This is a genomic window from Actinophytocola sediminis (assembly GCF_054779715.1).
Genome location: NZ_BAAGXS010000080.1, coordinates 111,694 through 137,544 on the forward strand (window position 1 = coordinate 111,694; position 25,851 = coordinate 137,544).

Annotated in this window: 20 protein-coding genes; 8 read left to right on the forward strand and 12 right to left on the reverse strand. The window is 69.0% G+C overall.

Annotated elements, in window-relative coordinates; genetic code table 11:
• Positions 1 to 18: 18 nt before the first annotated feature.
• Together ACYVIP_RS37825 and ACYVIP_RS37830 are read right to left on the reverse strand one after the other, a co-directional pair.
• The gene (locus tag ACYVIP_RS37825) at positions 19 to 573 is read right to left on the reverse strand and encodes a dihydrofolate reductase family protein (protein WP_460405406.1); all 555 of its coding nucleotides are present in this window, start codon (positions 571 to 573) and stop codon (positions 19 to 21) included.
• Between the two features lie 30 nt (positions 574 to 603).
• Positions 604 to 2,190, reverse strand: coding sequence for an MFS transporter (locus tag ACYVIP_RS37830; protein WP_460405408.1), 1,587 nt, complete (start codon positions 2,188 to 2,190; stop codon positions 604 to 606).
• 307 nt (positions 2,191 to 2,497) lie between these two features.
• Here ACYVIP_RS37830 and ACYVIP_RS37835 point away from each other — a divergent pair, with 307 nt between their 5' ends.
• Positions 2,498 to 3,319 carry a methyltransferase domain-containing protein gene (locus ACYVIP_RS37835; protein ID WP_460405410.1) on the forward strand — a complete coding sequence of 274 codons (822 nt, stop codon included), beginning with the start codon at positions 2,498 to 2,500 and terminating at the stop codon, positions 3,317 to 3,319.
• Positions 3,320 to 3,455: 136 nt separating this feature from the next.
• Here ACYVIP_RS37835 and ACYVIP_RS37840 read toward each other — a convergent pair whose 3' ends face one another.
• The 6 genes from ACYVIP_RS37840 to ACYVIP_RS37865 all read right to left on the reverse strand — a co-directional run bounded on the left by ACYVIP_RS37840 (position 3,456) and on the right by ACYVIP_RS37865 (position 12,416).
• Entirely contained in the window at positions 3,456 to 5,372 is a 1,917-nt protein-coding gene (locus tag ACYVIP_RS37840; RefSeq protein ID WP_460405412.1) for a KedN5 family methylcobalamin-dependent radical SAM C-methyltransferase, read from the reverse strand.
• 29 nt (positions 5,373 to 5,401) lie between these two features.
• Positions 5,402 to 6,940: a class I SAM-dependent methyltransferase gene (locus ACYVIP_RS37845; protein ID WP_460405414.1), complete on the reverse strand. Its 1,539-nt coding sequence runs from the start codon at positions 6,938 to 6,940 to the stop codon at positions 5,402 to 5,404.
• Between the two features lie 149 nt (positions 6,941 to 7,089).
• Complete coding sequence (locus tag ACYVIP_RS37850; RefSeq protein ID WP_460405416.1) at positions 7,090 to 8,553, reverse strand: multicopper oxidase family protein; 1,464 nt, start codon at positions 8,551 to 8,553, stop codon at positions 7,090 to 7,092.
• Positions 8,554 to 8,665: 112 nt separating this feature from the next.
• Positions 8,666 to 9,430 carry a winged helix-turn-helix transcriptional regulator gene (locus ACYVIP_RS37855; protein ID WP_460405418.1) on the reverse strand — a complete coding sequence of 255 codons (765 nt, stop codon included), beginning with the start codon at positions 9,428 to 9,430 and terminating at the stop codon, positions 8,666 to 8,668.
• A gap of 60 nt (positions 9,431 to 9,490) precedes the next feature.
• Positions 9,491 to 10,810, reverse strand: coding sequence for an ABC transporter substrate-binding protein (locus ACYVIP_RS37860; RefSeq protein ID WP_460405420.1), 1,320 nt, complete (start codon positions 10,808 to 10,810; stop codon positions 9,491 to 9,493).
• A 25-nt stretch (positions 10,811 to 10,835) separates the two neighbouring features.
• Positions 10,836 to 12,416 (reverse strand): 4-hydroxyphenylacetate 3-hydroxylase N-terminal domain-containing protein, encoded by a 1,581-nt coding sequence (locus ACYVIP_RS37865; RefSeq protein WP_460405422.1) that lies wholly within the window; start codon positions 12,414 to 12,416, stop codon positions 10,836 to 10,838.
• Between the two features lie 191 nt (positions 12,417 to 12,607).
• Between ACYVIP_RS37865 and ACYVIP_RS37870 the strand changes: the two genes are divergently transcribed.
• From ACYVIP_RS37870 to ACYVIP_RS37895, 6 genes are all read left to right on the forward strand, one after another.
• On the forward strand, positions 12,608 to 13,786 hold the full coding sequence (locus tag ACYVIP_RS37870) for an epoxide hydrolase family protein (RefSeq protein WP_460405424.1): 1,179 nt from the start codon (positions 12,608 to 12,610) through the stop codon (positions 13,784 to 13,786).
• Positions 13,786 to 14,580 (forward strand): helix-turn-helix domain-containing protein, encoded by a 795-nt coding sequence (locus tag ACYVIP_RS37875; protein ID WP_460405426.1) that lies wholly within the window; start codon positions 13,786 to 13,788, stop codon positions 14,578 to 14,580. The genes ACYVIP_RS37870 and ACYVIP_RS37875 overlap by 1 nt, the downstream gene beginning before the upstream one ends.
• A 107-nt stretch (positions 14,581 to 14,687) precedes the next feature.
• Positions 14,688 to 15,566, forward strand: a complete 879-nt coding sequence (locus tag ACYVIP_RS37880) for a TIGR03560 family F420-dependent LLM class oxidoreductase (protein ID WP_460405428.1) — start codon at positions 14,688 to 14,690, stop codon at positions 15,564 to 15,566.
• A 60-nt stretch (positions 15,567 to 15,626) separates the two neighbouring features.
• Positions 15,627 to 16,808, forward strand: a complete 1,182-nt coding sequence (locus tag ACYVIP_RS37885) for an acyl-CoA dehydrogenase family protein (protein ID WP_460405430.1) — start codon at positions 15,627 to 15,629, stop codon at positions 16,806 to 16,808.
• A 19-nt stretch (positions 16,809 to 16,827) separates the two neighbouring features.
• Entirely contained in the window at positions 16,828 to 17,253 is a 426-nt protein-coding gene (locus ACYVIP_RS37890; RefSeq protein ID WP_460405432.1) for an SgcJ/EcaC family oxidoreductase, read from the forward strand.
• A gap of 21 nt (positions 17,254 to 17,274) precedes the next feature.
• Positions 17,275 to 18,702 carry an FAD-dependent oxidoreductase gene (locus tag ACYVIP_RS37895; protein WP_460405434.1) on the forward strand — a complete coding sequence of 476 codons (1,428 nt, stop codon included), beginning with the start codon at positions 17,275 to 17,277 and terminating at the stop codon, positions 18,700 to 18,702.
• A gap of 135 nt (positions 18,703 to 18,837) precedes the next feature.
• On the opposite strand, the gene ACYVIP_RS37900 is transcribed toward ACYVIP_RS37895, so the two are convergent.
• The 4 genes from ACYVIP_RS37900 to ACYVIP_RS37915 are packed head-to-tail and all read right to left on the reverse strand — an operon-like array spanning position 18,838 to position 24,631.
• Positions 18,838 to 20,079, reverse strand: coding sequence for a cytochrome P450 family protein (locus ACYVIP_RS37900; protein ID WP_460405436.1), 1,242 nt, complete (start codon positions 20,077 to 20,079; stop codon positions 18,838 to 18,840).
• Positions 20,080 to 20,109: 30 nt separating this feature from the next.
• The gene (locus tag ACYVIP_RS37905; protein ID WP_460405438.1) at positions 20,110 to 21,345 is read right to left on the reverse strand and encodes an acyl-CoA dehydrogenase family protein; all 1,236 of its coding nucleotides are present in this window, start codon (positions 21,343 to 21,345) and stop codon (positions 20,110 to 20,112) included.
• On the reverse strand, positions 21,342 to 22,883 hold the full coding sequence (locus ACYVIP_RS37910; RefSeq protein ID WP_460405440.1) for a condensation domain-containing protein: 1,542 nt from the start codon (positions 22,881 to 22,883) through the stop codon (positions 21,342 to 21,344). The genes ACYVIP_RS37905 and ACYVIP_RS37910 overlap by 4 nt, the downstream gene beginning before the upstream one ends.
• Positions 22,880 to 24,631 (reverse strand): amino acid adenylation domain-containing protein, encoded by a 1,752-nt coding sequence (locus ACYVIP_RS37915; protein WP_460405442.1) that lies wholly within the window; start codon positions 24,629 to 24,631, stop codon positions 22,880 to 22,882. Before ACYVIP_RS37915 ends, ACYVIP_RS37910 begins: the two co-directional genes overlap by 4 nt.
• A gap of 212 nt (positions 24,632 to 24,843) precedes the next feature.
• Between ACYVIP_RS37915 and ACYVIP_RS37920 the strand changes: the two genes are divergently transcribed.
• Entirely contained in the window at positions 24,844 to 25,848 is a 1,005-nt protein-coding gene (locus ACYVIP_RS37920) for a class I SAM-dependent methyltransferase (RefSeq protein ID WP_460405444.1), read from the forward strand.
• The last annotated feature ends 3 nt before the right edge of the window (positions 25,849 to 25,851 follow it).

The following is a 25,851-nucleotide window of genomic DNA, read 5'->3' on the forward strand; positions in this document are numbered from 1 at the left end:
GATCCCGTGCGTTGGTGCTCAGCGCTCGTAGTGCAGCGCGACCACACCGGACTCGAACGGCTTGGCCTCGACCAGCTTCAGGGTGAGGTCACTGCTGAACAGCTGCTTCCCACTGGCCAACGTCGTCGGGTTCACCAGCAGGCGGATCTCGTCGATCAGGTTGTTGCGCGCGAACGCGTTCACGATCCCGACCCCGCCGAGCAGCAGCAGGTCCTTGCCCGCCGACTCCTTGAGCTTGCTGACCTCGGCCACCACGTCGTCACTGACCAGCGTGGTGTTCTGCCACGAAGCCGAGGTCAGTGTCTTGGTGAAGACGACCTTCTCATTGCTGGTCAGCCAGCGGGCGTGGCTGTACATGCCGGCCGGGAGCGAGTCGTCCGAGGCCGCGCCCGGCCAGAACTCGAGGAACTCCTCGTAGTTGTTCCGGCCGAGCAGCACGGTGTCGCAGCGTTCCTGCAGCTCGCCGACGACCTCCCAGGTCTGGTCGCTGACGGTCAGCCAGTTCATGTCGTTGTCGTCGCCCATGGCCAGGCCGTTGAGCGTGGACTGCATGTAGAGAACTACCTTGCGCATTGTCGATTCCCCTTCGTTTTTCCTACCCGCCTACGCCGACGGAGCGGTGGCCACATCTTCGGTTTCACCGGAGCTCTCGGCGTTCTCCTCCTCCTTGCCGGTCGGCGGGACGTGCTTGAGCTGGGTGATGATGAAGATGGCGGCGATACCGACGACGATCGCACTGACCGTGGCGAAAATGCTCATGCCGGTGCTGAAGGCGTCTCGGGCAACCGAGGCGAGCGTGTCGCCGATACCGGCCGGCAGGCTCTCCGCCTCCGCCACGGCGGTCGCGACATTCTCGGTCGCCGCCGCCGCGGACTCGGCCGGCACCCCGTCGGGGATGTTGTCGTTCATCTGGCTGGCGTAGATCGCGGTGCCGACGCTACCAAGCAGCGCCAGACCCAGCGCACCGCCCGCCTCGTTCGCGATCTGTGCCATCGAGGCGGAGGAACCCGCCTTCTCCGGCGGGGCGGAACCGATGACCAGGTTGGTACCAAGGGAAACCAGCGGGCCGTCGCACAGGCCGATGATGGTGAACCCGACGATCAGCATGACCGGGCCGCTGGTGGCCTCGACCTGGGTGAACCAGATGAATGCCGCGACCACACCGAACAACGAGTAGCCGATGAGATATGCGGGCCGGATGCGCTGGGCGAGAATGGGGGCGACGGTGGCGCTGATGGTGGCCACCACCATGCCGGGCAGCAGGCACAGCGCGGCTTCCAGTGGGGACAGTTCGGAAACGGACTGGAAGTGCTGGGTTATGAACATCATGCTGGACGCGCCGACCAGGCCGTAGAGAATCAGGCCGACGAGCATGGTGCTGAACGACCGGTTGCCGAACAGGTTCAGGTCCAGCATCGGTTGGGTGAGCGCGCGTTGGCGCCGGACGAACATGACCCCGACCACGAGCCCGATCACCGCGACCAGCACGGGAACCGCCTCGAAACCGTTGCGCGCGGTCTCCTTGATGCCGTAGATCAGCGACAGCATGGCGACCAGGGACATCACCGCGCTGGTCAGGTCCAGCTTGCCGGCGTCGGGGTCCTTGGACTCGGGCACCAGCATGGGAGCCAGCACCAGCAGGATGCCCATGATCGGCACGGCGATCAGGAAGACCGAGCCCCACCAGAAGTGGGCGAGCATGAAGCCACCGACCACCGGGCCGAGGATGGAGCCGAGGGTGAACGAGCCGGCCCAGACGCCGACCGCCATGCCCATCTGCTTGGGGTCACGGAACATGTTGCTCAGCAAGGCCAAAGTGGACGGTGCGAGGGTCGCGCCCGCGATGCCAAGCAGTGCCCTGGCGAGGATCAGCAGCTCCGCGGTCGGCGCGTAGGCCGAGATGAGCGAGGCGACCAGGAAGCTGGCCGCGCCGATCATCAGCAGCTTGCGGCGGCCGATGCGATCGCCGAGCGTTCCCATGGTGATGAGGAAACCGCCGACCAGGAAGCCGTAGATGTCCAGGATCCACAGCTGCTGGGTGCTGGTGGGGCGGAGGTCGGCACTGAGGTCAGGCAGGGCGAGGAGCAACACGAACATGTCGAAAGTGATCATCAGTGTCGCCAGGGACAGGACGGCCAGGCCGCCCCACTCCCGGCGCCCAGCCCGGGGAGGTTGATCGATGGCGGTCATTTCACACGATCCTCTCGTAGTTCGGTGCTTGTCATACTGACCCGACGAACGGATCGACCGCGAATCGACAGCCGTTCGTGGCGATGTGGGGGTTTCACCCGATTAGGTGAGGGCGCGGTAAACCGCCTCGACCCTTGGACATCCCGCGACCACCGTAACGCCGCGCGGCCGGTCATAGGCGGACCGTGGCCGAACACCGCATTCTCGAATAAGGCGCCCGTGATCTCGACGGTCTCGAAGAAGCCCGGCCAACAGGGCTGCTGCCAGCATGAACAGTTGAGAACCCAGCCAAGTGGCAGGAGACAAGATGACTACGGACAGTGAGCCCACTGGCCCGGACGCCGCCAAGCAGTTCTACGACATCGCCGACCTGATCCTCTCCACGATCTGGGGTGCCAACTTCCACTCCGGCTACTGGACCTCCGAAGAGGACGACTCGGCCAACGACGTGGCGGCCCGGCGCCTGAACGACCTGCTGATCGACAAGCTCGGCGTGACCGAGGGCCACCGGGTGCTCGACGTCGGCAGCGGCCTCGGTGAGCCGGCCTTCCAGCTCGCCAGGACCACCGGCGCCCAGGTGCTCGGGGTCACCGTGGCCCAGCCCCAGGTGGACGAGGCCAACCGGCGGGCGGCCGCGCTGGGGCTGGCCGACACCGTCTCCTTCGTCAACGCCGACGGGCTGGCACTGCCCGACGCGGACGGCTCGTTCGACGCGGCGTGGGCGATCGAGTCGTTCATCCACATGGACCGCGCCGGCGCGCTGAAGGAGATCGCCAGGGTGTTGCGCCCGGGCGGCCGGGTCGTGGTGACCGACCTCGTGCAGCCGGACCTGCCGGTGACCGACACCGACGAGACCCGGTCGGAGATGCAGGAGAGCATGGCGCTGACCGCGTTTCCCACCGTCGCCGAGTACCGGAGGCTGATCGAGGACAGCGGCCTGGTGGTCACCGAGATCCTCGACATCACCAGGCAGACCAAGCGGACGCACGCCAGGATGGCCGAGGCCGCCAGGGCGCACTACGACCAGCTGGTCGCCGACCAGGGCCCGGCCGCGGCCGAGATCCTCGACATGATGATGACCTCCATCGACGTCGGCTACATCGTCGCGGTCGGCACCCTGCCCGGCTGATCCCCCGCCGCCCCAACGCCGACGGGCCCCGCTCCGGATCCGAAGCGGGGCCCGTTCTCGTCGTCCCCGGAGCAATGCCCTGAATGCCTCATTCGGGACGTTGGGCGTCCTGAAAGGGGCATTCAGGGCATTGCACCTAGGCCGCGCGGGGGAGCTGTTCCTCGGCTGCGCCGACCTTGTGTGGCGTTGCCAGGTGCAGTGACGCGACCTCGTAGTTGTCGAGGTTCTCGTAGTAGCCGGCGCGCGCGACGAACACGAACGTCGTCGGCTCCTCGACCGGCCCGGACTCCAGCGTCTTCTGCCAGTTCTCCAGCGCGGCCGGCACGTCGTAGCGGAACTCGACCGGATCGCTGCGGTACCAGGCGTCCCCGCCGATCTCGGTGCTGTGCCAGCCGGCCGGCAGCGGGCCGTCCGGGGTGACGTAGACCTGCCGGGACCACTCCTCGAACGCGTAGAGCTCCATGGCGAACTCGCGCCACCGCTCGGGGAACTGGGGCACGACCACCGTCTGCCACCAGGTCCGGATCAGGCTCTGCAGGTCCTGCTGGCTGTGGATGTCGCGCAGTGCCTCGGCGATCGCTGGCGACTCGGCGAGCACCGGGATCTTCTCGATGAACGCGACCGCCGCCGGATGGCTCGACTGCTCGAAGTAGGACTTGACGCTCAGGATGCCCTGCGACTGGGTCATCTCGAGCACGTCGGCCAGCGGGCGCCAGGAGTGCCGCAGGTACTGCTGCTCGCCGAGAATCCGTGCCCAGTAGACGAAGCGCTGCATCTCGAGGTTCTCCTCGAGGGTGGAGCTGCGGTTGGCCAGCACGTACTCGAAGTCGTCGTCCTCGCCGCGGATGGTGACGAAGCCGTGCAGCTCCCGGTTCTCCACATAGGACGTGTTGGGCAGCAACAGCATGGGGTACACCGCGATCCTGGACACCTTGCTGGCCAGCCGGTCGTAGCCGTGCAGGAACGACTCCGGGGTCTCGCCCGGCGCGCCCCAGATCAGCTCCCCGTAGCTCTCCAGGCCCTCCTCGGCCAGCCAGTCCACCAGGCTCTCCCACTGGTTGACCTTCATGTTCTTGCGGAGCATGTCGGTCAGCGCGGCGTCGTCGAGGGTCTGCAGCGCCAGGGTGAACAGACTGTGCAGGTCGTGTTCCTTGAGCCGGCGCACGATGTTGTAGAACCGCTGGGACTTGTTCTTGGCCCAGCTGGTGATCAGCGCGTGCGGGTAGCCGTACTTCTCCCTGGTCTTGATCACCAGCTCGACGAACTCCTCGTCGGCCTCCAACAGGCCGAAGTTGGAGTCACACAGCACCAGCGAGGGCGCCTTGTGGAAGCCGAACATGTCCAGCTCCTCGGCCAACCGGTCGGTGGAGAACGACCGCATCTTCTGGCCGGTCGCGCCACCCCAGTAGCAGAACGAGCACTTGTACGGGCAGCCCCGGTTGGTCTCCATCAGCGCGACGTCGTAGCGGAAGTTGCCGGCCGCGTCCGACATCGGGATGGCGCCGGTCAGGAACGGCGAGGGCACCACGTCCAGGTTGTTGATCCGGTCGCGGTCGGCGGTGGTGTGCCGCACGCCGTCGGGGCGTCGGTAGGACAGCCCCTTGATCTCGGTCGGGTCGAGGTCCTCGCCGGGGTGTTCGAGCAGATAGTCCAGTAACTCCTCGAACGTGTGCTCGCCTTCCCCGTTGACCACGATGTCCACGTCGGGGAACTGCTCGAAGACCCGCTCGGACTGGTGGGCGACGTGGTTACCGCCGAACACCACCAGTCCCTTGGGGTTCACCTGTTTGAACGTCTCGGCCAGTACCCCGAAACTGCGGTAGTTCCAGCCGAGCACGGAGAAGGCGAGCACGTCCGGGGTATCGCCGGAAAGCAGGGCTTTGGCCATGTCCTGCAGTTTCTCGCCACCGCGAAAATTTCGGATCTCGGCGTTGATCTCTCCGGCGAAGCGGTCTGTCCCGTCTATCACCGCCTTCAGATAGCCGACCGCGAGCGGCATCGAGTCGACTGGCATGTCCCAGGCGCCCTGTTGCACCAACCGGACATTGAGCATGGCGGCTTCCACCTCGATTACGATTGTCGTCAGTACACCTTTTCCGCGGTGATGATCACGGCCAGGCCGATGTTCAGCTCCTCGCGGATGACCAGTCCGGCGTCGGCGAGCCATCCCTTGAACTCGTCGATGTCGTAGAGCCGAAGACCGTGCTCGTGCTGGGGGAAACGGTGGGAGGACACGAAGTACCGATAGATGGGGTCGTCGGAGTTGCGGAAGGTGTAGGTGACGAAGCTGCCACCCGGCCGCAGGCACCGGCCGACCTCCGCGATCGCCTCCGGCGTGTCGTCGATGAACGCGTGTGGCCCGTTCCAGCACATCGCCCCGCCGAGCGTGGCGTCCCCGAAGGGCAGCGTGGTCGCGCTGGACACGACCGCGGGCACCCTGGGCAGCCGGTGGCGCATGGAGGTGAGGATCGCCGGCATCAGGTCCAGCGCGATCACCCGGTCATGGCCGACCGCGTCGGCCAGTGCCGTGGTCCACGCGCCTGCGCCGGCGGCGATGTCGAGCACCGGGCCGTCGGTCGGGCGCATGAACTCGGCGATGAGCTTCGCCTCGCGGTCCGGGTTCACCGGACCGTCCCAGGTGAACCCGCACAGCCGCTTGAAGTTGGGCCGGGCGAACGCCTCGACGAAGTTGCCGATGGTGGTGACCTTCTGTTGCTGGAACAGCAGGTCGTCGCTGTGCTCGTCGGCCTCGCCCGCGGTCCTGGTGAGGTCGACCATGCCCCGCGAGATCGGGTAGGCGGCCGCACAGCTGACACAGCGGGCAAGGTGGGCCTGGAAGGTCAGTCCACTGTGGCAGTTCGGGCAGCTGAAGGCGATGGCGTGCTGGTTGAAGATCTCGACGTCGGCCTCTGGCGGGTTGGGGTTGCGCGGCGCCACCGCGTCGGGCACCGAGGGCACCGGGGCCCCGTTGCGCACCGCCCAGTAGGCTCGCGCGCCGTTGTAGCCCAGGATCGTGCCGGTGTCCATGAACCACTGGTTCTCGATCTGGTCGGGCGTCAGCGACTGCACCCAGGCGCTGTCCTGGTCGCGCTCGCCATCGTCCATCTGCCAGGCGGTCGGGTAGGGGAACACGCGGCCGAGGTCGGGCTCGGTGTCCTCCGGGTCATAGGGCGTCAACGCCCGCTCCAGCCGGGCCATGTCCGGCACCGACAGCGCCCGTTGCCTTGCCAGGTCGAGGATCCGCTCCCGGTCGCCGGGGAAGTGCGCGAGCAGGTACTGCAGCGCCACGTCCAGCCGGTTGCCGTTCTCCGCGCCACGCCACAGGTTCAGGTACAGCCCGAGCTCCTTGCGGACCGCCGCCTCGACCTGGTTGGTCGCGGTGTCCGACGCCTCGGCGAGCAGGCCGAGCAGGATGATCAGGTGTCCCTTGCGCAGGTCGTCGACCTGGCTGAGCCGTGCAGCCACCTCCGGCACCGCGCCGAGCGTCGCCTCGGTGGTCTTGCCGTCCTGCCACAGCTGTTCGACCAGCTGGTGGTAGGCCGCGTCGACCCGGTTCGCCGGCGCCTTGGCGAACGCGTCGAGAAGTGCCGTGACTGCGGTTCCGGCACCGGAATTCTCCATGGTCGCGTTCCTTTCTGAAAGAGGTCCCGACTGGTCGGCCCGCCTCGGCATCGCGGACAACCTTTTTCGCACCGTTATCCATTGTCCTCAACGGATGGCGGGCTGGCGTCTTCGTTAATGCGGGGCGGGCCGAGTCAGTCGGATTTTCCTCAGGCCACGATCTCCATCTGGGCCATCATGCCGATCGCCGAGTGCGCGAGGAAATGACAGTGGAACATGTAGCGGCCGAGGAGGTTGGGAAATGTCAGCTGCACGCGCACCGACTCACCCGCCGGAATGGCGATGGTGTCCTTGAGCCCGGCGTCGTCCACGGTCGGCGGCGCGCCGTCCCGGTCCAGCGTGCGGAAATGCACCAGGTGCGTGTGCAGGTTGTGCAGGAACCCGAAGTCGCCGTCACCGTTGACGATCCGCCAGATCTCGGTGGTGTTCCGTTTGATCTGGAAGTCGATCCGGTCGGGGTCGAACGGCTTTCCGTTGATCAGCCCGATCGCGCTGTCGTCGGTGATCTGCGTGCTGATCACCACCTCGCGCTCGGTGGTGGCGTACCGCTTGGCCGGCAGCGGCCGCAACAACGGCGGCACGTCGCTGTTGTCCCGCGCCCCGCGCGTGACGTCGAACCGCAGCACCGCGCCGTTGGTCGCGTCGGTGAGCATCACCTGACCGCCGACCGGCACGTTGCCGAAGTCCACGACCAGGTCCACGCGTTCGCCGGGGGTGAGCGTCAGCTTCGTGCGCGACACCGGCGCGTCGAGCAGGCCGCCGTCGGAGCCGACCTGGGTCACCGGCGCCCCGTCGAGGGTGAGCGTGAAGGTGTACTCCAGGGCCGCGTTGAGCAGCCGGAAGCGGTACTTCCGTGCGGCGACGGGGAAGTAGGGCTGTACCTTGCCGTTGGCCAGCAGGGTGTAGGGCTCGAACGGGTTGATCATCACCAGCCCGCCGTCGGCGTCGAACTGGGCGTCGCGCAACATGATCGGCACGTCGTACTCGCCGCTCGGCAGGCCGAGGTAGCGCTCGACCGGGTCCTCGAGCAGGTACATCCCGGCCAGGCCCTGGTAGACGTGCTCGGCCTCGGTGTGGTGGCTGTGGTCGTGGTACCACAGCGGCGCGCCCCGCTGGGCGTTCTGGTACTCGTAGGTCCTGGACGCGCCCGGCGCGATCAGGTCCATCGGGTGGCCGTCGTCGCTCGCGCGGGTCAGCCCACCGTGCAGGTGGACGTTGGACGCGTGGTCGAGCTGGTTGTGGAACGTCGCGCGGACCCGGCGACCGGTCCGCGCCCGGATGACCGGCGCGAGGAAGTCGCCGCCGTAGGTCAGCACCGGGGTGTCCACATCGGGCAGGATGGTCGCGGTACCGGGTTTGACGGTGATCGCGTAGTTGTCGGTGTCCGAGGTGACCGAGCTCGGGCGGGCCACCGGCAGCCGGGGCATCTGCTCGGTGAACGGCGTCACCGTCGGCCGCACGACCGGCGCGGCGCCCGCGGTGTGCGCGTGGGTGTTGCCGACCGGTTGTGGGGTTTCGGCGGTCGTGCCCGAGCGGAACGCCCCGGTCATCGGAAGGACCAGCGCGCCGCCGGCCAGTCCGCCAACGGTCAGTAACCGTCGCCTGTTCAGCATGACAACTCCTATCGCCACAAGAATCCGGTCGGGCGCCCGCGCGCCCGCGTCGCGATACTCACACCCTCGGCGAGGTCGAGTCCCCTCCGAGGGTGCGCACCGTGCCAGCAGGTCAGGCGGGCACCGGGGCCGGCAGCTTGGGCAGCTGGAACATCTCGATGAACGTGGCGAGCATGCCGGGGTCACCGATGATCTCCACGTCGCCGCTGTCCAACGCCTCGTGCACCGGCAGGTCGCGGGTCATCATGTGCCGCAGCAACGGACCCGGCTTGATGATGGCGTCCGCGCCGGGCAGCGGGCCCCGGCCGACCTCGATCTTGCCGTGGTCTACCTCGACGTGGATGACGATCGCGCCGGCGTGCACCTCGAACGTGGCGTCCACGTCCCTGGCCGAGGCCGGCAGGAAGGTGGCGCGCAGCGCCACCATGATCGAGTCCTCGGTGACGATGTCCTCGGGGCGGGGCGTGCCGAGCATCATCGCGCCCCAGCGGCCGAGCGCGAACAGCACGTCCTCCAGCGCCCGGCCGTACTCGGTCAGGTCGTAGCGCTCCTGGTCGTCCTCGCCGTCGAGCCTGCGGATGATGCCGTTGTACTCGAGCTCCTTGAGCCGCCTGGACAGCAGCGTCGTCGGGATCCTCGGCAGCCCGGTGTGCAGCTGGCCAACGGTTTTGGGCTCCACCACCAGATCGCGCAGGATCAGCAGTCCCCAGCGCTCACCGACCATCTCGGCGGCGCGGGACAGGCCGCAGTACTGCCCGTAGGTGCTGCGGGTGACCCCCTGCAGTTCGGAGACGACCGTTTCCAGCTGTGCGGGGTCCGAGCCGCTGGTGGTGAGTTGGAACTGACCGTTGGAGATGGTGATGGTGTCCCGATCCATCGTCACTTTCCAGGCGGACTGAGTCATCGCAGTCGTCCAATCTGTGTACTCATAACAGTTCTACGAGGCGAGCGCCTGGTCGTCACCACGCGGGCCAGGGTGCTCGGCGAGGTACTGGTCCAGCCGGTACTGGGCCTCGGCGGTGGCCTGGATGAGGCGCTCCACCGGGTCGACGGCGTGCACCATGATGTCGTGCATGGCGGCGCACAGAACTTCCTGGATCCTGAAGTAGTCGCCGACCAGTGCCACGGTCGACGTGCGGTCGCGGTCCATCAGCGCGAACTGGTCGTTGGGCGCCCGGTGGTAGGGGTGCTCGTCGAACCAGCCCTCCCGGTCGAGCAGGTCGACCGCGGCCTGGGTCACCGGGATGAAACTGTGCAGCTGGTGGTACCTGGCGGCGTTGCGCGGGTTGTTCAGGAACTGCATGAACGCCAGCGCGCCGTCCTGGGTGACCTGGTCGAGACCGTCGGCCAGCCACAGTGAGGTGCCGGCCGCCACGTTGCCCTGATAGGGAACCTCGTCGTTGTACGGGAACCGGGTCACCGCCAGCTCGAAACCGTGCTCCTTGGCCGCGTCCGCGCTCGCCCCGATGTCGTTGGACGAACTGAGCCGGAAGGGCACCCGCTGGTTGGCGAACTCCTCGAAGGTGCCGTACCAGTCGGCCGTCTCGCCGGTGTAGTGGTAGAGCCCGTCGGTGTACAGGTCGCGCCACCACGACACCCAGGCCAACATCTGCGGGGTGGTGAAGTCGACCTTCGTCGCCCGGCCGAGCCGGCCGTTGCCGTTGTCGACCAGGTGCGCGCCCTGTACCGCGAGCGCGTGCTGGAACGAGATCCCGTTGTTGGCCCAGTTGATCGCGTACCTCGGACCGTCCGGTGTGGACACCGCCTGCTCGCACGCCGCCCGGAGCTCCTGCCACGACTCGGGAACCTTGGTCAGCCCGGCCGCGTGCAGCATGTCCACATTGGTGAACAGGTGGAACGAGGTCGCCACCGTCGGCAGCGACACGAAGTCGCCGCGCACGGTGTACTGGGCGCGCAGCAGGGGGATGACGTCCTCGAGCACCACCGGCTCGCCGAGGATGTCCTTACGGCCGGCGACCGCGCGCTCGACCGAGGTGAACAGCGGGCGCCCGGCCTGGTCGACGGCGTCCAGCGCGTTGGGCGTCCAGGTGTAGTAGTACTCCGCGATCGCCGGGCGCTGCCCGGTCCGCGCTGCCCGGTCGACGGCGTCCGCGAGGTCCTCGAAGTACAGGCCGCGAATTCTGATCTCGTACTCGGGATGAGCCTGCTCGAACTGGCGTCCGAGCTCATGCAACGCGTCCATGTAGTTCGGGAAGGTCAGGTCGGCCAGCCAGGCCTCAATGACCGTGCGGTTCATGCGAAACCCTTCCTCTGTGTGGTGTTCACTCGCCGACCAGGCCCTTGCGCAGGCTCTTCAGCTCGTCGAACGAGGACAGGTCCGGCACCGTCCAGCCGTCCAGGTCGTACTCACCGAGGCACTGGTCGACGAACGCCTTGTACTCGTCCAACTGCCCGTTGGCCATCTGCCCGGCCAACAGGTCGACCCTGGTGTTCTCGTGGTTGCCCGCGTAGTTGCGCTCGTAGAGCTCGTGCCGTCCGCCGAACTCGGTGCCCACCGCGTCCCACAACAGCTTCATCACCTTGACCCGCTCCACGGAGTCCGCGCCGTTGGAGCCGCGGACGTAGCGGTCGAGGTACGGGCGGATGTCGGGGTTGCCGAAGTCGTCCGCGCTGGAGTTCAGGTAGATCATGCCGCTGGCCACGTCCTGCATGATGATCTCGCGCACCCTCGGGTAGCCGATCTGCATGAACCACCGGTAGGCCATGCCGTACTGCGGATTGGGCAGTACCGCGCCGTTGCGCCAGGGCACCGGGTTGCGCGCGGCCGCGTCCGAGAACGCCCAGAACAGGTTGCGCCAGGCCAGTACCTCGCCGAGCCTGCTCTGCACGCCGCGGAAGTCGATGGTCCCGGTCAGCTCCAGCGCCTTGGCCAGCGCGCCGGCGATGAACTCCAGCTTCACCGCGAGGCGCACACAGCCGTGGAAGGTGAACCGCTCGACGAACCCGGACTGGCCGCTGAACTGGGCCACCTTGCCGACATCGCCGTAGATGAAGACGTTCTCCCACGGGATCAACACCTTGTCCAGCACCAGGATGGTGTCGTTCTCGTCCAGCCGGGAGGACAGCGGGTAGTCGAACGGGCTGCCCATCACCGCCGCCGACGCGGTGTAGGACGGGCGGCAGATCAGTTTCATCCCCGGCGCGTCCATCGGCACCGTGGCCACCAACGCGAACTTCTTGTCCTTGATCGGCAGTCCATAGTGGGCGATGAAGTTGTAGTGGGTGAGCGTCGAGCCGGTCGCGACCACCTTGGCACCACTGACGATCACGCCGGCGTCGGTCTCCCGCTCGACGTGCACGAAGACGTCCGCGACCTGCTCGGCCGGCAGGTGCCGGTCCACCGGCGGGTGCACGATCGCGTGGTTCCAGTACAGGACCTTCTCCTGCGACTCCTTGTACCAGCGCCGGGCGTTGTCCGCGAACGGCGCGTAGAAGTCGGCGTTGGCCCCGAGTGTGCCGAGGAAGGATGCCTTGTAGTCGGGACTGCGGCCCATCCAGCCGTAGCTCAGCCTGGCCCACTCCGCGATCGCCGCCTGGTCGGCGACCAGGTCCTCCGCGCTGTGCGGGGTGGTGTAGAAGCGATGGGTGTAGCCGCCGCTGCCGGTGTCGGTCGGCTTGGTGAGCACCGCGCGCCTGGCCGGGTCGTGCAGCGCGTCGTACAACCGGGCGGTCATCCGCGCCGGGTTGTGGAACGCCGGATGCGTGGTGACATCCTTGACCCGTTCCCCGTACAGGTAGATCTCGCGGCCGTCGCGCAGGCTTTCCAGGTACTCATCGCCGGTGAACGGACGAGTGGTCGATGCCGGGCCTGTGCTGGAGTCGTCGGCTGGCCGATCAGTCATCAGGCATTCCTTCGTCTCGCTTCGGGCACTGGTGCTGTCGGAATCGTCACACCCGGCCCGCGCGGCGTCTTCTCCGTGCATGCCTCGTGCGCCGGTGCGCCGAGGTTGGGCACCGAGGAAGAGGCGCGGCCGGCGTTTTCGGTGTGATGTAAATGGTGCCGTCAGCCGAGTTTCCTGGAGGTACCAGCACCATGGAGAGCTTTCGTATCGACATCGCCGAGGCCGAGGTGGCCGAGCTGCGCCGGCGTCTGGCGGATACGCGCTGGCCGACCGAGCTTCCCGGGGTCGGCTGGACCCGCGGTGTCCCACGTGGACACCTGCGCGAGCTCGCGGAGTACTGGCGCGACGGCTACGACTGGCGCGCCGCGGAGGACCGGCTGAACGCGCACCCGCAGTTCGTCACCGAGATCGACGGCCAGCCCATCCACTTCATCCACGTGCGGTCGCCGGAACCGGACGCGGTACCGCTGTTGGTCAACCACGGCTGGCCGGGGCTCAACTTCGAGTACCGGGACGTGATCGGGCCGCTGAGCGACCCGGCAGCACACGGCGGAAACCCCAGGGACGCGTTCCATCTGGTGATCCCGGCGCTGCCCGGCTTCGGCTTCTCCTCGCCGGTGAGCGAGGTCGGCTGGAACGTGCCGAGGATGGCGCGCGCGTTCGTCGAGCTGATGGCGCGTCTGGGTTATGACAACTACGTCACCCAGGGCGGGGACGCCGGCTCGCTGATCGCCAGGAAGGTGGCCAGCCTCGACGAGGACCGGGTGGCCGGCGTGCACGTGAACATGCTGCTGACCTTCCCCTCCGGCGACCAGGACGAACTGGCCGCGCTGGACGATCTCGGCCGCGAGCGGCTCGGTCGCCTGCAGTACTTCGACGAGCACCTCTCCGGTTACATGAAGCTGCAGGCCACCCGGCCGCAGACGCTCGGGTACGCGCTGACCGACTCACCGGTCGGCCAGCTCGCCTGGATCGCTGAGCGGTTCCGGGAGTGGACCGATCCCCGCCACGACGGCGACTACCCGGTGGACCGCGACCACCTGCTCGACCTGGTCAGCGTCTACTGGTTCACCCGGACAGCGGCGTCATCGGCCCAGCTGTACTACGAGGACCGCGACGGGGTGCAGGACGCGGTGGCCGCGGTGGCCCCGAAACCGCTGACCGTGCCGGTCGGTGTCGCGGCGTTCCCGTACGACATCCTGCCCTCCATCCGCCCGTTCGCCGACCGCGACATCCCGACCATCACGCACTGGACCGAGTTCGACCGGGGCGGGCACTTCCCGGCGATGGAGCAGCCGGCGCTGCTCGTCGAGGACGTGGCGAAGTTCGTGCGCTCGTTGGCGATTCGGGCGGAGCGCCGGGCGGCCTGATGGAGTCGGCGGTTTCGCGGGTCATCGCCCAGATGTGGGCGCGGTACTTCGAGCCGATCACCCTGCAGGACCTGGCCGCGTCGGTGTTCGTGAGCCCGTTCCACTTCCTGCGGGTGTTCGCCAGGACCACCGGGGTCACTCCCGGCCGATACCTGTCGGCCGTGCGGATGTTCGAGGCGAAGCGCCTGCTGCTGACCACGTCGCTGACGGTGTCGGACATCGTGTGTAGCGTCGGCTACAGCAGCGTCGGCACGTTCACCACGCGGTTCACCCAGCTGGTCGGGTTGACGCCGAGCCGGTACCGCGAGCCGGACGTCGGTGCGCGGCTGGTCGCGCTCGGGCCGGGCCTTGCCCACCTGCCGGCGCCGTCGGCGATACCGCCTGCTGTCCACAGTGGATGGACCGGTGGCGGGTCCGTGCTCGCCACGGTGGAGGTGCCGCCGGCGGCGGCACCGGCGGACGTGTTCGTCGGCGTGTTCCGCGACGCCGTGCCCCAGTGCGCGCCGGTGGCCCACGAGCTGGTCCACCGGGTGGGCAGCAGCCGGATCGCGGTGCGCGACGTGCCGCCCGGCCGGTGGACGGTGATCGCGGTGGCGCGCCCGCGATCCGGCGGTTCGCTGCTCTGCCGGCACGGGCCGGTGACGGTGACTCAGGGCGGCACGGTCCGGGTCCCGGTCCGGCTGCGCTCACCCGAACCGACCGACCCGCCGCTGGCGATCTCGCTCGCCCCCCGGTCCGCTCAGGAGGCGACTCCGGTGGTCCCCGTGGCCAGGACGCTGCGCGCCGTCGCGTAGTGACTTACCGGCAGTCCCGCAATTTCAAGGACGCGCGCGACGGCACGCTGGCCGGACGATGGTTGGGCGGCGTACTCGAGACACGATCGGAAGCAGGTGGATGCGACGTGAAGCTTGGGCTGGAGCTGGGCGCCTTCGAGTGGGAGGGCGGACCGGCCACGTACGGCGACACTCTGGCGCGGGTCGCCCGCACCGCGGATGACGCCGGCTTCTCACTGATCAGCGTCGGGGACCACGTCTGGCAGGGTCCCAACGCGGGTGGCGAGGACAACGCGTTCCTGGAGAGTTTCACCACCCTGGGCGTGCTCACCGCGCACACCAGCAACTGCCTGATCGGCCCGGTGGTCGCCGGGGTGCACTTCCGGCACCCGTCGATGCTGGCCAAGGCGGTGACCACTGTGGACGTTCTGTCCGGTGGCCGGGCGTTCGTCGGCCTCGGCGTCGGCTGGAACCAGCAGGAGGCGCTCGGCGCGGGGATTCCCTTCCCGCCGGTCGCCGACCGGTTCGTCATGCTCGAGGAGACCCTGCGGATCCTGCACCAGTACTGGGAAGGCGACCGCGGCGACGAGCGCCCCTTCGACGGCACGCACTACCAGTTGGGGCGGGCACTGAACGTGCCGCAGAACCTGACCCGGCCGCACCCGCCGATCATGCTCGGCGGCGGTGGCCCCAAGACGCTGCGGCTGGTCGCCACCTACGCGGACGCGTGCAACCTCTACCCGAGCCCGGAGCTGCCCAACCAGCTCGAGCTGCTGCGCCGGTTCTGCGCGGACGCCGGCCGGGACTACGACGCGATCGAGAAGACCTGCGTGCTGCCGGTCGATGTCGGCGAGGACGGCGACGGCGCGGCCGCGCTGGTCGACCAGCTGCGCCAGATCGCGGCCGACGGCGTGCGGACGGTGATCGGCATCGTCGCCTCGGCGAACCCGTTGCGCCAGGTGGAGATCATCGGCGAGAAGGTCCTGCCGGCGGTCGCCGGCGCGTGACCGCGACACAGTTGTCGATATTGGACGTCCATTCAGGACAGTAAGACATGGGAGGATAGGGTGGCCAAGATCGGTTTCCCGACGCACGATCACCTGGTCCGCAAGGCGTCCGAGCTGGTTCCGTTGTTGCGGAAGCACGCGCTCTGGGCCGAGGACAACCGCAGGCTGCACGACGAGGTGATCGAGGGCCTCAGTGACGCCGGGGTGTTCAAGCTGCGCAGGCCACGGCGCTACGGCGGCTACGAGGTCGAGACGAAGACCCTGATCGACGTCGCCGCCGAACTGGGCAGCGGCGACGGCGCTGCCTCCTGGGTGGCCTCGGTGTACTGGATCCCCGGCTGGATGGCCTGCCAGTTCCCGGACGCGGTCCAGGACGAGGTGTTCGCCGAGCCGAACACCCGGGTGTGCGGCACGCTGAGCCCCAGCGCGATGGCGGCCCCGGCGCCCGGCGGCATCGTGGTCAACGGCAAGTGGCAGTTCATCAGCGGCGCGCTGCACGCCGACTGGCAGGAGATCATCGCGATCCTCGTGCCGCCGGAGGGCGACCCCTACCCGGTCATCGCGCTGGCGCCGATGTCGGACCTGCTGATCGTCGACGACTGGAACACCTCCGGCCTGCGCGGCACCGGCAGCGTGAGCACGGTCGCCAAGGACCTGTTCATCCCGCAGGAGCGGGTGTTGCCGCTCGGCGCGGTGCTACAGGGAGAGGGCGCCTCCGAGCTGAACGCGGACTCGAAGATCTTCCGGCTGCCGCTGCTGCCGGTCGCCTCCGCGTCCTCGGTCGGCACGATCATCGGCATCGGCCGCGCGGCGCGCGAGGCCTTCCTCAAGCGCCTGCCCGGTCGCAAGATCACCTACACCGGCTACGACAGCCAGCGCGACGCCCCGCTGACCCACCTGCAGGTGGCCGAGGCGACCCTCAAGCAGGACCAGGCGGAGTTCCACGCCCAACGGCTCGCCACCCTGGTCGACGGCAAGGGCGAAGAGGGCTCGGCGTGGAAGCTGGAGGAGCGGGTGCGGGCGCGCGCGGACATGGGCGCGGTGGTGCGCCTGGTGCGCGAGTCGGTGGACATCCTGGCCTCGGCCAGCGGTGGTTCCTCGATCTACCACGACGTGCCGATCCAGCGGTACGCCCGCGACATCCAGGCGGTCAACCTGCACGCGCTCATGCACCCCAACACCAACTTCGAGCTGTACGGGCGGGTGCTGTGCGGGCTCGAGCCGAACACCCAGTACGTCTGATCCAGAAAGGCATGAACTCATGACCACGAGCAACGTGGCGGGTAGCACGCCGAGCCAGGGCGACCAGGTCGGCATCGCCTCCCTGACCCAGAAGGTGATCGCGGCCTGGGCTTACCACGACGCGGACGGCTTCGCCGACCTGTTCATCGAGAGCGGCACCATGGTGCTCGCCGGCGTCTACCGCAGCGGCCGCGAGCAGATCCGCGAGTACCTCAAGGAGGCCTACGAGGGCCGGTACAAGGGCACCCAGGTGACCGGAAAGCCCTTGGGCATCAGGGTTCTCGGCCCCGACAGCGCGATCCTGCTCTCCCGTGGCGGGGTGCTGGAGGCCGGCGAGTCCGAGGTCTCGCGCGACGGCGCGGTGCACGCCTCCTGGGTCGTGGTGAAGCAGGACGGCGAATGGCGGCTCGCGGCGTACCAGAACACGCCGGTGTACACGGACTGAGCGACACCGAGAGGCAGGGCGATGGTCGACCACGTGGGTGCACGCGCGTTGGTACTCGGCGGAAGCATGGCAGGACTGCTGGCCGCGCGGGTGCTGGCCGATGCCTACGACGAGGTGTTGGTCGTTGACCGGGACGAGCTGATCGGGGTGACCGAGCCGCGCCGCGGCGTGCCGCAGGGACGGCACGTGCACGGGCTGCTCGCCCGAGGTCAGCAGACCCTGGAGGAGTTGTTCCCCGGCTTCACCGAGGAGGCCGAGCGGGCCGGGGCGCCGACCGGTGACCTCGGCGCGCACCGCTGGTACATCGCCGGTCGGCAGGCGCGCAGGGCGGTGACCGGGGTTGGCTACATCTCGTTCACCCGCCCGGTGTTGGAGAACTTCGTCCGTACCAAGGTGGCGGCGCTGCCCAACGTCGAGTTCCGCACCGGGCGGGACATCGTCGGCCTGCTCAGCACACCGGACGGGAGCCGGATCACCGGCGCCCGGGTGCGGGCAGGGGCCGAGGGCAGCGAGGAGGAGGCCGTGCTGGCCGACCTCGTCGTGGACGCCACCGGCCGCGGCTCGCGCACCCCGACCTGGTTGACCGAGCTCGGTTACGACCGGCCGGCCGAGGACCGGATCAAGATCGACCTGAGCTACACCACGCGGCAGTACCGGAATCCGAACCCGGGCGTGATCCGCGGCGACCGGTCGATCAACCCGCTCGGCTCGCCGGCCACTCCCCGGGGCGCGTTCCTGTCCGAAATGGAGCACGGCAAGTGGATCCTGTCGGTGACCACGGTGCTCGGGGAGCGGGCGCCTGCCGATCCGGCCGGGTTCACCGAGTTCCTGAAGACGTTGCCGGTGCCGGATCTCTACGACGCGGTGCGCGACGCCGAGCCGCTGGACGACCCGGTGTCCTTCCGCTACCCGGCGAGCGTTAGGCGCCGGTACGAGCGGCTGGCCCGCTTTCCGGAACGGTTCCTGGTGGTCGGCGACGCGATGTGCAGCTTCAACCCGGTGTACGGCCAGGGCATGACGGTGTCCGCGCTGGAGTCGCTGACGCTGCGCGAGCACCTGCGGCGGGGAGTGCCGGCGCCGTTGCCGTTCCTGCGGGACATCGCGAAGGTGATCGACGCCCCGTGGGACATCTCCGCCGGCGGCGACCTGGCCTTCCCCCAGGTCGAGGGCGAGCGGCCGGCGAAGGTCAGGCTGGGCAACGCCTACATGGGCAAGGTCCAGGCGGCCGCGACGCGTGACCCGGTGGTGCTGGCCGGTTTCATGCGGGTCGCCGGGCTGATCGACAAGCCACAGGATCTGATGCGCCCGCCGATGATGGTGCGCGTGCTGCTCCAGGCGTGGCTGGCCAACCGTGACCGCAAACGGGCCGCAGCGGCCACGGTGTCCACCTTGGACACCACGCGGACGGCGACCGCCCGGCCGGAGGACCCGACCTCCCGCGCCGCGTAGCGCTGGCGTCTCGGCCGCTGGCCGGTGACCGGTACCCAACCGGTCACCGGCCAGTTTCGTTGTGCCGGCGTGGTTTTCGCACGAGAAAGGCCGGCCGCGCGGATCGCGCGGCCGGCCTTCTCGGTCAGGCCAGGATTACGCGGCGACCGACTTGGTCGCGGCGTTGAGGCGAACCGGCAGTGCCTTGTGGCCGTTCATGATGAACGTCGGCAGTGCCACCAGCTCCTCGCGCGGCACCGCGAGGCTCAGGTTCGGGAACCGCTCGAACAACGTGGACAGTCCGATGGTCGCCACCAGCCTGGCGATGCCGGCGCCGAGGCAGTAGTGCGGGCCGTGGCCGAAGGACACGCTCGTCTTGTCCTCGCGGGTGACGTCGAAGTCGTCCACGGTGTCCCCGTGCAGGGCCGGGTCGCGGCCAGCGGCGGCGTAGTTGATCAGGATGGCGTCGCCCTGCGGGATGGTGACGTCCTCCAGCTCGATGTCCACCACGGCGTAGCGCAGCGGCAGGCTGGCCAGCGGGCACTCCACCCGCAGCGTCTCCTCGATCACGTCGGCCCAGCTGGCCTGTCCCGACCGGACCAGCTCGAGCTGCTCGGGGTGGCTGACCAACAGGGTGATCGCGTTGTCCAGGAAGTTGATCGTGGTCTCCGAGCCGGCACCGAGGATCGCGAAGATCGTGTCGGTCAGCTCGGTGTCGGTCAGCTTGGAGCCGCTCTCGTCGTCGCGGGCGGCGATCAGGTCGCTCGCGATGTCCTCGGCCGGGTTGGCCCGCTTCTCGGCGATCAGGTCGTCCATGGCGGTCCGCCAGCCGCTGAGGATCGCGTGCGCCTGCTCGGGGTTGACGGTGGTGTCCACCATCATGTCCATCGCCTTCGCGGTCTGCGCGCGGTGCTCCTCGGACATCCCGATCAGGTCGGCCACGAGCAGCGCGGGCAGCGGGTAGCAGAACGCCGCGCGCAGGTCGATCACCTCGTCCGGTGTGGACTCCACGCCGGCGAGCAGCTGGTCGACCAGCTCGACCACCCTCGGCCGCAGCAGCTCCACCCGGCGCGCGGTGAAGGCCTTGGCGATCAGCCTGCGCAGCCGGACGAGGTGCTTGCCGTACTGGGTGACCATGTTGTCCATCGCGACCCAGCTGATCATCTCCCAGTCGGGCCGGATCTCGCCGTTCATGAACGCGGGCCAGTGGTTGCGGGCGTTCTTGGTGATGTTGGGGTTGGTCAGCATGGACTTGATGACGTCGTAGCGGGTGATCGACCAGGCGTGCACGCCGCCGGGCAGCTCCACCTTGACGGCCGCGGCTTGGGCGCGCAGGCGGGCGGCCTCGGCATGGATGTCGCGACCGGTCGTGTCCAGCGCTGGGCAGGTGTTGTCCACGGTTCTTCTCTCCTTGAGTTGTGACTCGACTCAGTCGACGCCGAAATGCACCTTCGCCAGTTCCCGGTTGGCCAGGCTCGACAGGAAGACGCCGAGGCCGGCATGACTGTGCAACGTGGACATGTCCCGCCACACCCGTTCGATGCGTTGTCCCGCCCGGACCGAGCTGGACCCCGCGGTGGGGAACAGCTGACCCTCGACCGCGCGCCAGCACAGCCGAACGGCCTCCCGGCTGATGGTCGCGAGCCGCAGCTCCTGTTCCCTGGTGACCGCCGCCGGTCCGGCCGCGCTGATGTCCCGCCACTGCGCGACGGCGCCGAGCACCGCGGCCTCCGCGGTGGCGATCTTGCCGGCCGCCTCGCCGTACCGGAACTGGTAGTCGACGTCGTCGGTGCGCGGCACGATCGGCATGTAGATGGTCTTCCTGGTGCGCATCAGGTCCTCGTAGGCGTCCAGTGCGCCCTTGGCCATGCCGACCGCGAGCATGCCGAGCTCGAGCAGCATCAGGCTGAGTGGGCCGCCGCCGTACTCCGGGTTGCCGTGCAGTGCCCTGCCCGGCGTGCCCTTGGAGACCTCGAGCTGGCTCAGGTGCCCGTCGACGGCGAGATGGTCCGGCACGAACACGTCGGTCGCGGTGATGCTGTTCGAGCCGCTGCCGCGCAGGCCGAGCTGGTCGCCCCAGTCCTCCTCGAGCCGCCAGTCCTCGCGGGGCATGGCGAACAGCAACGGCGCGGGCGGCTGACTGTCCGATGTGGACGCCAGGGTGTGGCCCATGAAGTGCGTCGCGTACGGCGAGCCGGAGCAGTACCCCCAGGTGCCGTTGACGAGCCAGCCGCCGTCGACGCGGCGCGCCGACCCGCTCGGCGCGACCGTGGCCGGACAGACGAAGTCGCCGCCGGCGAACAGCTCGGCCTGGCCCCGCTCGTCGAACACGGTCGCCGCGGCGACCGCGTGTGCCGCGCCGAACAGGTACATCCAGCCGGTCGACGGGCAGCCCCTGGCGAGCGCGATGGCGACCCGCGCGAAGGTGTCCACACCGAACTCGTACCCGCCGTAGCGTTGCGGCACCAGGATGCGGAAGAAGCCGGCGCGGAGGAACCGCTCGTGGGTGTCGGTGGCGTATCTGGCGTGCTGCTCGGTCTCGGCCTGGCGGTCGACCAGCGTCGGTGCGATCGCCGCCGCCCGCGCCACCACCTCGGCCGGCGTGAGGTCAGGCTCCGGCGGTGGCGGGAACGTGTGCTCCGTGGCGCTCGTGGTGATGGTCATGCACGGAAACCCTTCGGGTCGGCGGGAAGCGGGGCCTGCGGCGACGCGAGTGCGTCGCGCAGCGCCCGCTGGAACCCGGACACGATGTCGGCGATCGTGGTGTCGTCGATGGTGTTGCGGTTGTACTTGAGGCTGCCCGCGATCTCGCCGGTCGGCAGCACGTCCAGCGCCCACAGCGCGCCGTTGGGAATGCTCGAGCTCACCGGCTGGAACAGCCCGCGGTCGCGGATCGCCGTGCAGGCCGCCTCGCCGAGCGCGACGCGCTCCGATGTGGACGGATCACGCAGCATCTCGAAGGCGGCCACCGCGCCGTTGCGGTCCCCGAACGCGGTGGTGATCGCCGGCACCTCGGCGACGATCGCGCTGAACGGGATGTCCCTGGTGTACGACTCGCCGCAGGCGGCCCTGGTCACCTCCAGCACGTCCAGGAAGTGCCGGCAGCCGGTGAGGTCGGTGCGCAGCGGCAGCATGTTGAAGAACGGGCCGACGGTGGCGGTGAACCGGTCGTCGTAGCGGCCGATGGTGAACGTCGGGGTGACGATGTCGGTCACGCCGGTCAGCGCCCGCAACAGCACGTGGTAGGCGGCGAGCAGGACCATGAACGGCGAGCTGCGGGTCGACCTGGCGAAGGCCGACACCTCGGCCGACAGCTCGGCGTCGATCACGAACCGGTGCGCGGCATAGCGGTCCGGCGTGTCCTCCGGCAGCGGCCGGTCGGTCGGGATCGCGAGCATGCTCGCCCCGGCGAGCTTGTTCCGCCAGTAGGCGACGGCCTTCGCGGACGGTTCGGCCTCGGCGGTCTGCTGCCAGCTCGCGAACTCCCGGTACGGGGCCGCCGCCGGCAGGTCCGCCGGGTGGCCGGACAGCCGCGCGGTGTAGCAGGCGGCGAGGTCGCTCAGGATGATCCCCATGGACCAGCCGTCGGTCGCGGTGTGGTGGCTGGCCAGCACGAGCACCGAGTCCGTCCCGTCGAACCGGCCGAGTACCGCGCGCAGGTGCGGAAGGTCCTGGATCGGGAACGGCTCGGCGTCGATCTCGTTGAGCAGCTCCTCGGCCACCCTGCCCCGGTCGACCGCGTCCACATCGGACAGCGTGCGCACGGTCAGCGACACCGGGCCCGCCGGGTACACCTCCTGGTGGCCGCCGTCGGCGCCGGGCACCAGCACGGTACGCAGGATCTCGTGCCGGGCGACCACGTCGTCCAGCGCGGCGGACAGCACGTCCTGGTCCACCGCGCCGGCCACCCGCCAGGCGCTGACCAGTGTGTGCCGGGCGCCGAGGGCGCCGTCGGTGTCGCCGCGGTCGAAGGCGACGAGGAACTTCTGGTTGTTGGACAACGGGATGCGCTCGGGCTCGGCCGTGCGCTGGTCGGCCCATCGCTCGGTGACGTAGCTCAGGCAGGTCTGCCGGTCGGCCGGGCCGTGCACCTGCTCCCAGCCCGTCGGGCGGTCGATGCCCGCCGGCCACAGCGAGTGCTGGCCCCTGGTGTTGACCAGCACCGAGAAAGACCCGTCCACGAGGTCAAACGGACTCGTCATCCTGTCCTCCGTCCGCGATACCACTGCCGCTCGAGCGCCGCGTCCAGTTCGGACACCGTGGGGGCGTCGAACAGGTCGGTCACCGCGAGGTCCACCGACAGCTCGGTCTGGATGCGGTTGACCAGCTTGATGGCGGTGAGGGACTCGCCGTTCAGGTCGAAGAAGCTGTCCTCGATGCCGACCCGCTCGACGTCGAGCACCTCACCGAAGATCCGGCACAGCGACGCCTGCCGCGCGGTCGCCGGCGGCACGTGGACCGCCTCGGGCACCAGTGGCTCGGGCAGCGCGCGCCGGTCGAGTTTCCCGTTGGGGGTCAGCGGAAGGGCCGCGAGCACCACGTAGGCTGCCGGCACCATGTAGTCGGGCAGCGTCCGCGCGCAGTGCGCGCGCACCGTCTCGATGTCCACATCGGACCCGACGACGTAGGCGACCAGCTGCCGGTCGCCCGACGGCGCGTCCCTGGCGACCACCGCGACATCGGTGACCTCCCGGTGCTTGGTGAGCACCGACTCCACCTCGCCGAGCTCCACCCGGAAGCCGCGGATCTTCACCAGGTCGCCGGCGCGGCCGGCGAACTCCAGCAGCCCGTCGGCGTTCTCGGTGAACAGGTCGCCGGTCCGGTACATCCGCTCGCCGTCGGCGAACGGGTCGGCCACGAACCGTTCCGCGGTCAGCTCCGGTTGCCCGGCATAGCCGCTGGCCAGCCGGGAGCCGCCGATGTACAGCTCGCCCTGGGTTCCTGGCTCGACGGGGCGGAGATGCTCGTCGAGGATGCGGGTGTGCACCCCCCGCATCGCCCGGCCGACCGGCACGCTGGCGCCGGCCTGGTAGGGCGCGGTGATGGTGCCGGTGACCGCGAAGGACGACACCTCGGTCGCGCCGTACATCGTGCGCACCACCAGTTCCGGGCAGGCATCGAGTACCGCGGCCACCGCGGTGGGCGGGATCAGGTCGCCGCCGGTTAGCACCTCGCGGACGCCGGCGAGCGCGGTGGGGTCCTCGTGGGCCAGGATGCGGAACAGCCCGGCGGTCAGGTGCAGCCCGGTGATGCCCTCCCGCGCGATCCACCGGCGCAGGGAGGCGATGTCGAAGTCGGTCGGCGCGATCACCAGCCGGCCACCGCGCAGCAACGGGACCCACAGCTCGTAGGTGGACACGCCGAAACCGAACGGTGCCAACGACAACAGCCGGTCGTGGTGGCCGGTGGCCCAGGCAGGGTCGTCGACCATGCCGACCACGCCGCCGTGGGTCACCGCGACGCCCTTGGGCTTGCCGGTCGAGCCGGAGGTGAACATCAGGTACGCGGTCTGGTCGGCGCCGGCCCGGATGCCGAGGTCGGTCGACGGCGCCACCGCGCTGGCCGGGTCCGCGCCGAGCACCACGACCTGTTCGATGCTCGGCAGGCCACGGTCGGCGGTGGCCCGGTCGGTCAGCAGCACCCGCACACCCGCGCTGTCCATAATGGACTGGACGCGCTCCGCCGGGTAGGAGTCGTGCACCGGCAGGTAGAACGCCCCGCACTTGAGCGCGGCCAGCACCGCGACCACGGCGTTGGGCGTGCGCTGGAGCTGGACCGCGACCGGGTCCGCCCTGCCGACACCCAGACCACGCAGCCGGTGCGCCAGCCGGTTGGCCGCCGCCTGCAGTTCTTGGTAGGTAAGGGAAACCCCGTCCGCCGACACCGCGACCTCGTCGGGGACCCGCCGTACCACGTCGGTGAAGCGCTCGTGGATGGAGGAGACGCTCATCCCCTGAATCCTTCCCGTCGGTCGGTCCGGAACTCCGGCGTCGATCTCATCTTCCGACCGGTACCCCCGTCGATGCTTCCTTCACCGTGCCGACCTTGCCGACAAGTGGCGCAACAATGGAGAGGTCTGCCCGGCGTATCGGGGGAACCATGGATTCGGCAGGAAAGCCGCTCTGCACAGCCCTGAATTTCTCCCGAATGGGGTGCCGCGCAATGACCGTTGAAGCCATGGACAGCCAGTCGGGCGGAGGTGTCCCGGGCATCTTCAACTCGGCGGTGGCCGCGTTCGCGATCTCCGCCGCCTGGGAACTCGGCGCGCTGGACGAACTGCGGGTCGCACGCGTGTTGAACGCCACGGATTTCGCCAGGCGGAACGCACTGGACCACGCCTCGACCGTCGGTATGTTCCGCGCTCTCGCCTCGGTACACGTGGTCGAGCGGAACAACGTGACGATCACCCGCGGCCGGCATTTCGAGGAGGTCTACCGGAACCGGTCGTTCTTCCACTGGCTCAGCCGGGGGAGTGCCGAACTGTTCCGCGAGATGCCCTCGGTGATGCGGGAGGAGAACCGGTTCGGCCGGTTCTACCGACGCGATCCCGCGGCCATCGCCTACGCCTGCCGCGAGATCAATGACATCTGCTACGACCCGACCTTCCTGAGTGTGTTGGGGGAACTGGACTTCGAGTTCACCACCGTGGTCGACCTCGGGTGTGGCAGCGGCGGCCGGCTGATGAACATCCTCGACATGAACCCCGACGCCGTCGGTGTCGGCGTGGACATCGCCCAGCCGTCGCTGGAGGTCGCCCGCAAGGAGGCCGCGGACGCTGGCCTCGGCGACCGGTTGACCTTCGTCCAGGGTGACGTGCTCCGGCTGGACCCGGACCCGCAGTTCGAAGAGGCCGAGTTGATCACCAGTTTCATGATGGGCCACGACTTCTGGCCCAGGGAGAACTGCGTGGACACCCTGCGGCGCCTGCGTGGGGTGTTCCCCAACGCCCGCCGGTTCCTGCTCGGCGACGCCACCAGGACCGCCGGCATCCCCGACGCCGCGCTGCCGTCGTTCACCCTCGCCTTCGAGGTCGGCCACGACCTGATGGGCACCTTCATCCCGACCATCGCGGACTGGGAGTCGGTGTTCGAAGATGGCGGCTGGGAGCTGGTCCGGACCAACCGGATCGAGCTGGCGGCCGGCGAAGTCATCTTCGAGCTGGCCTAGGAC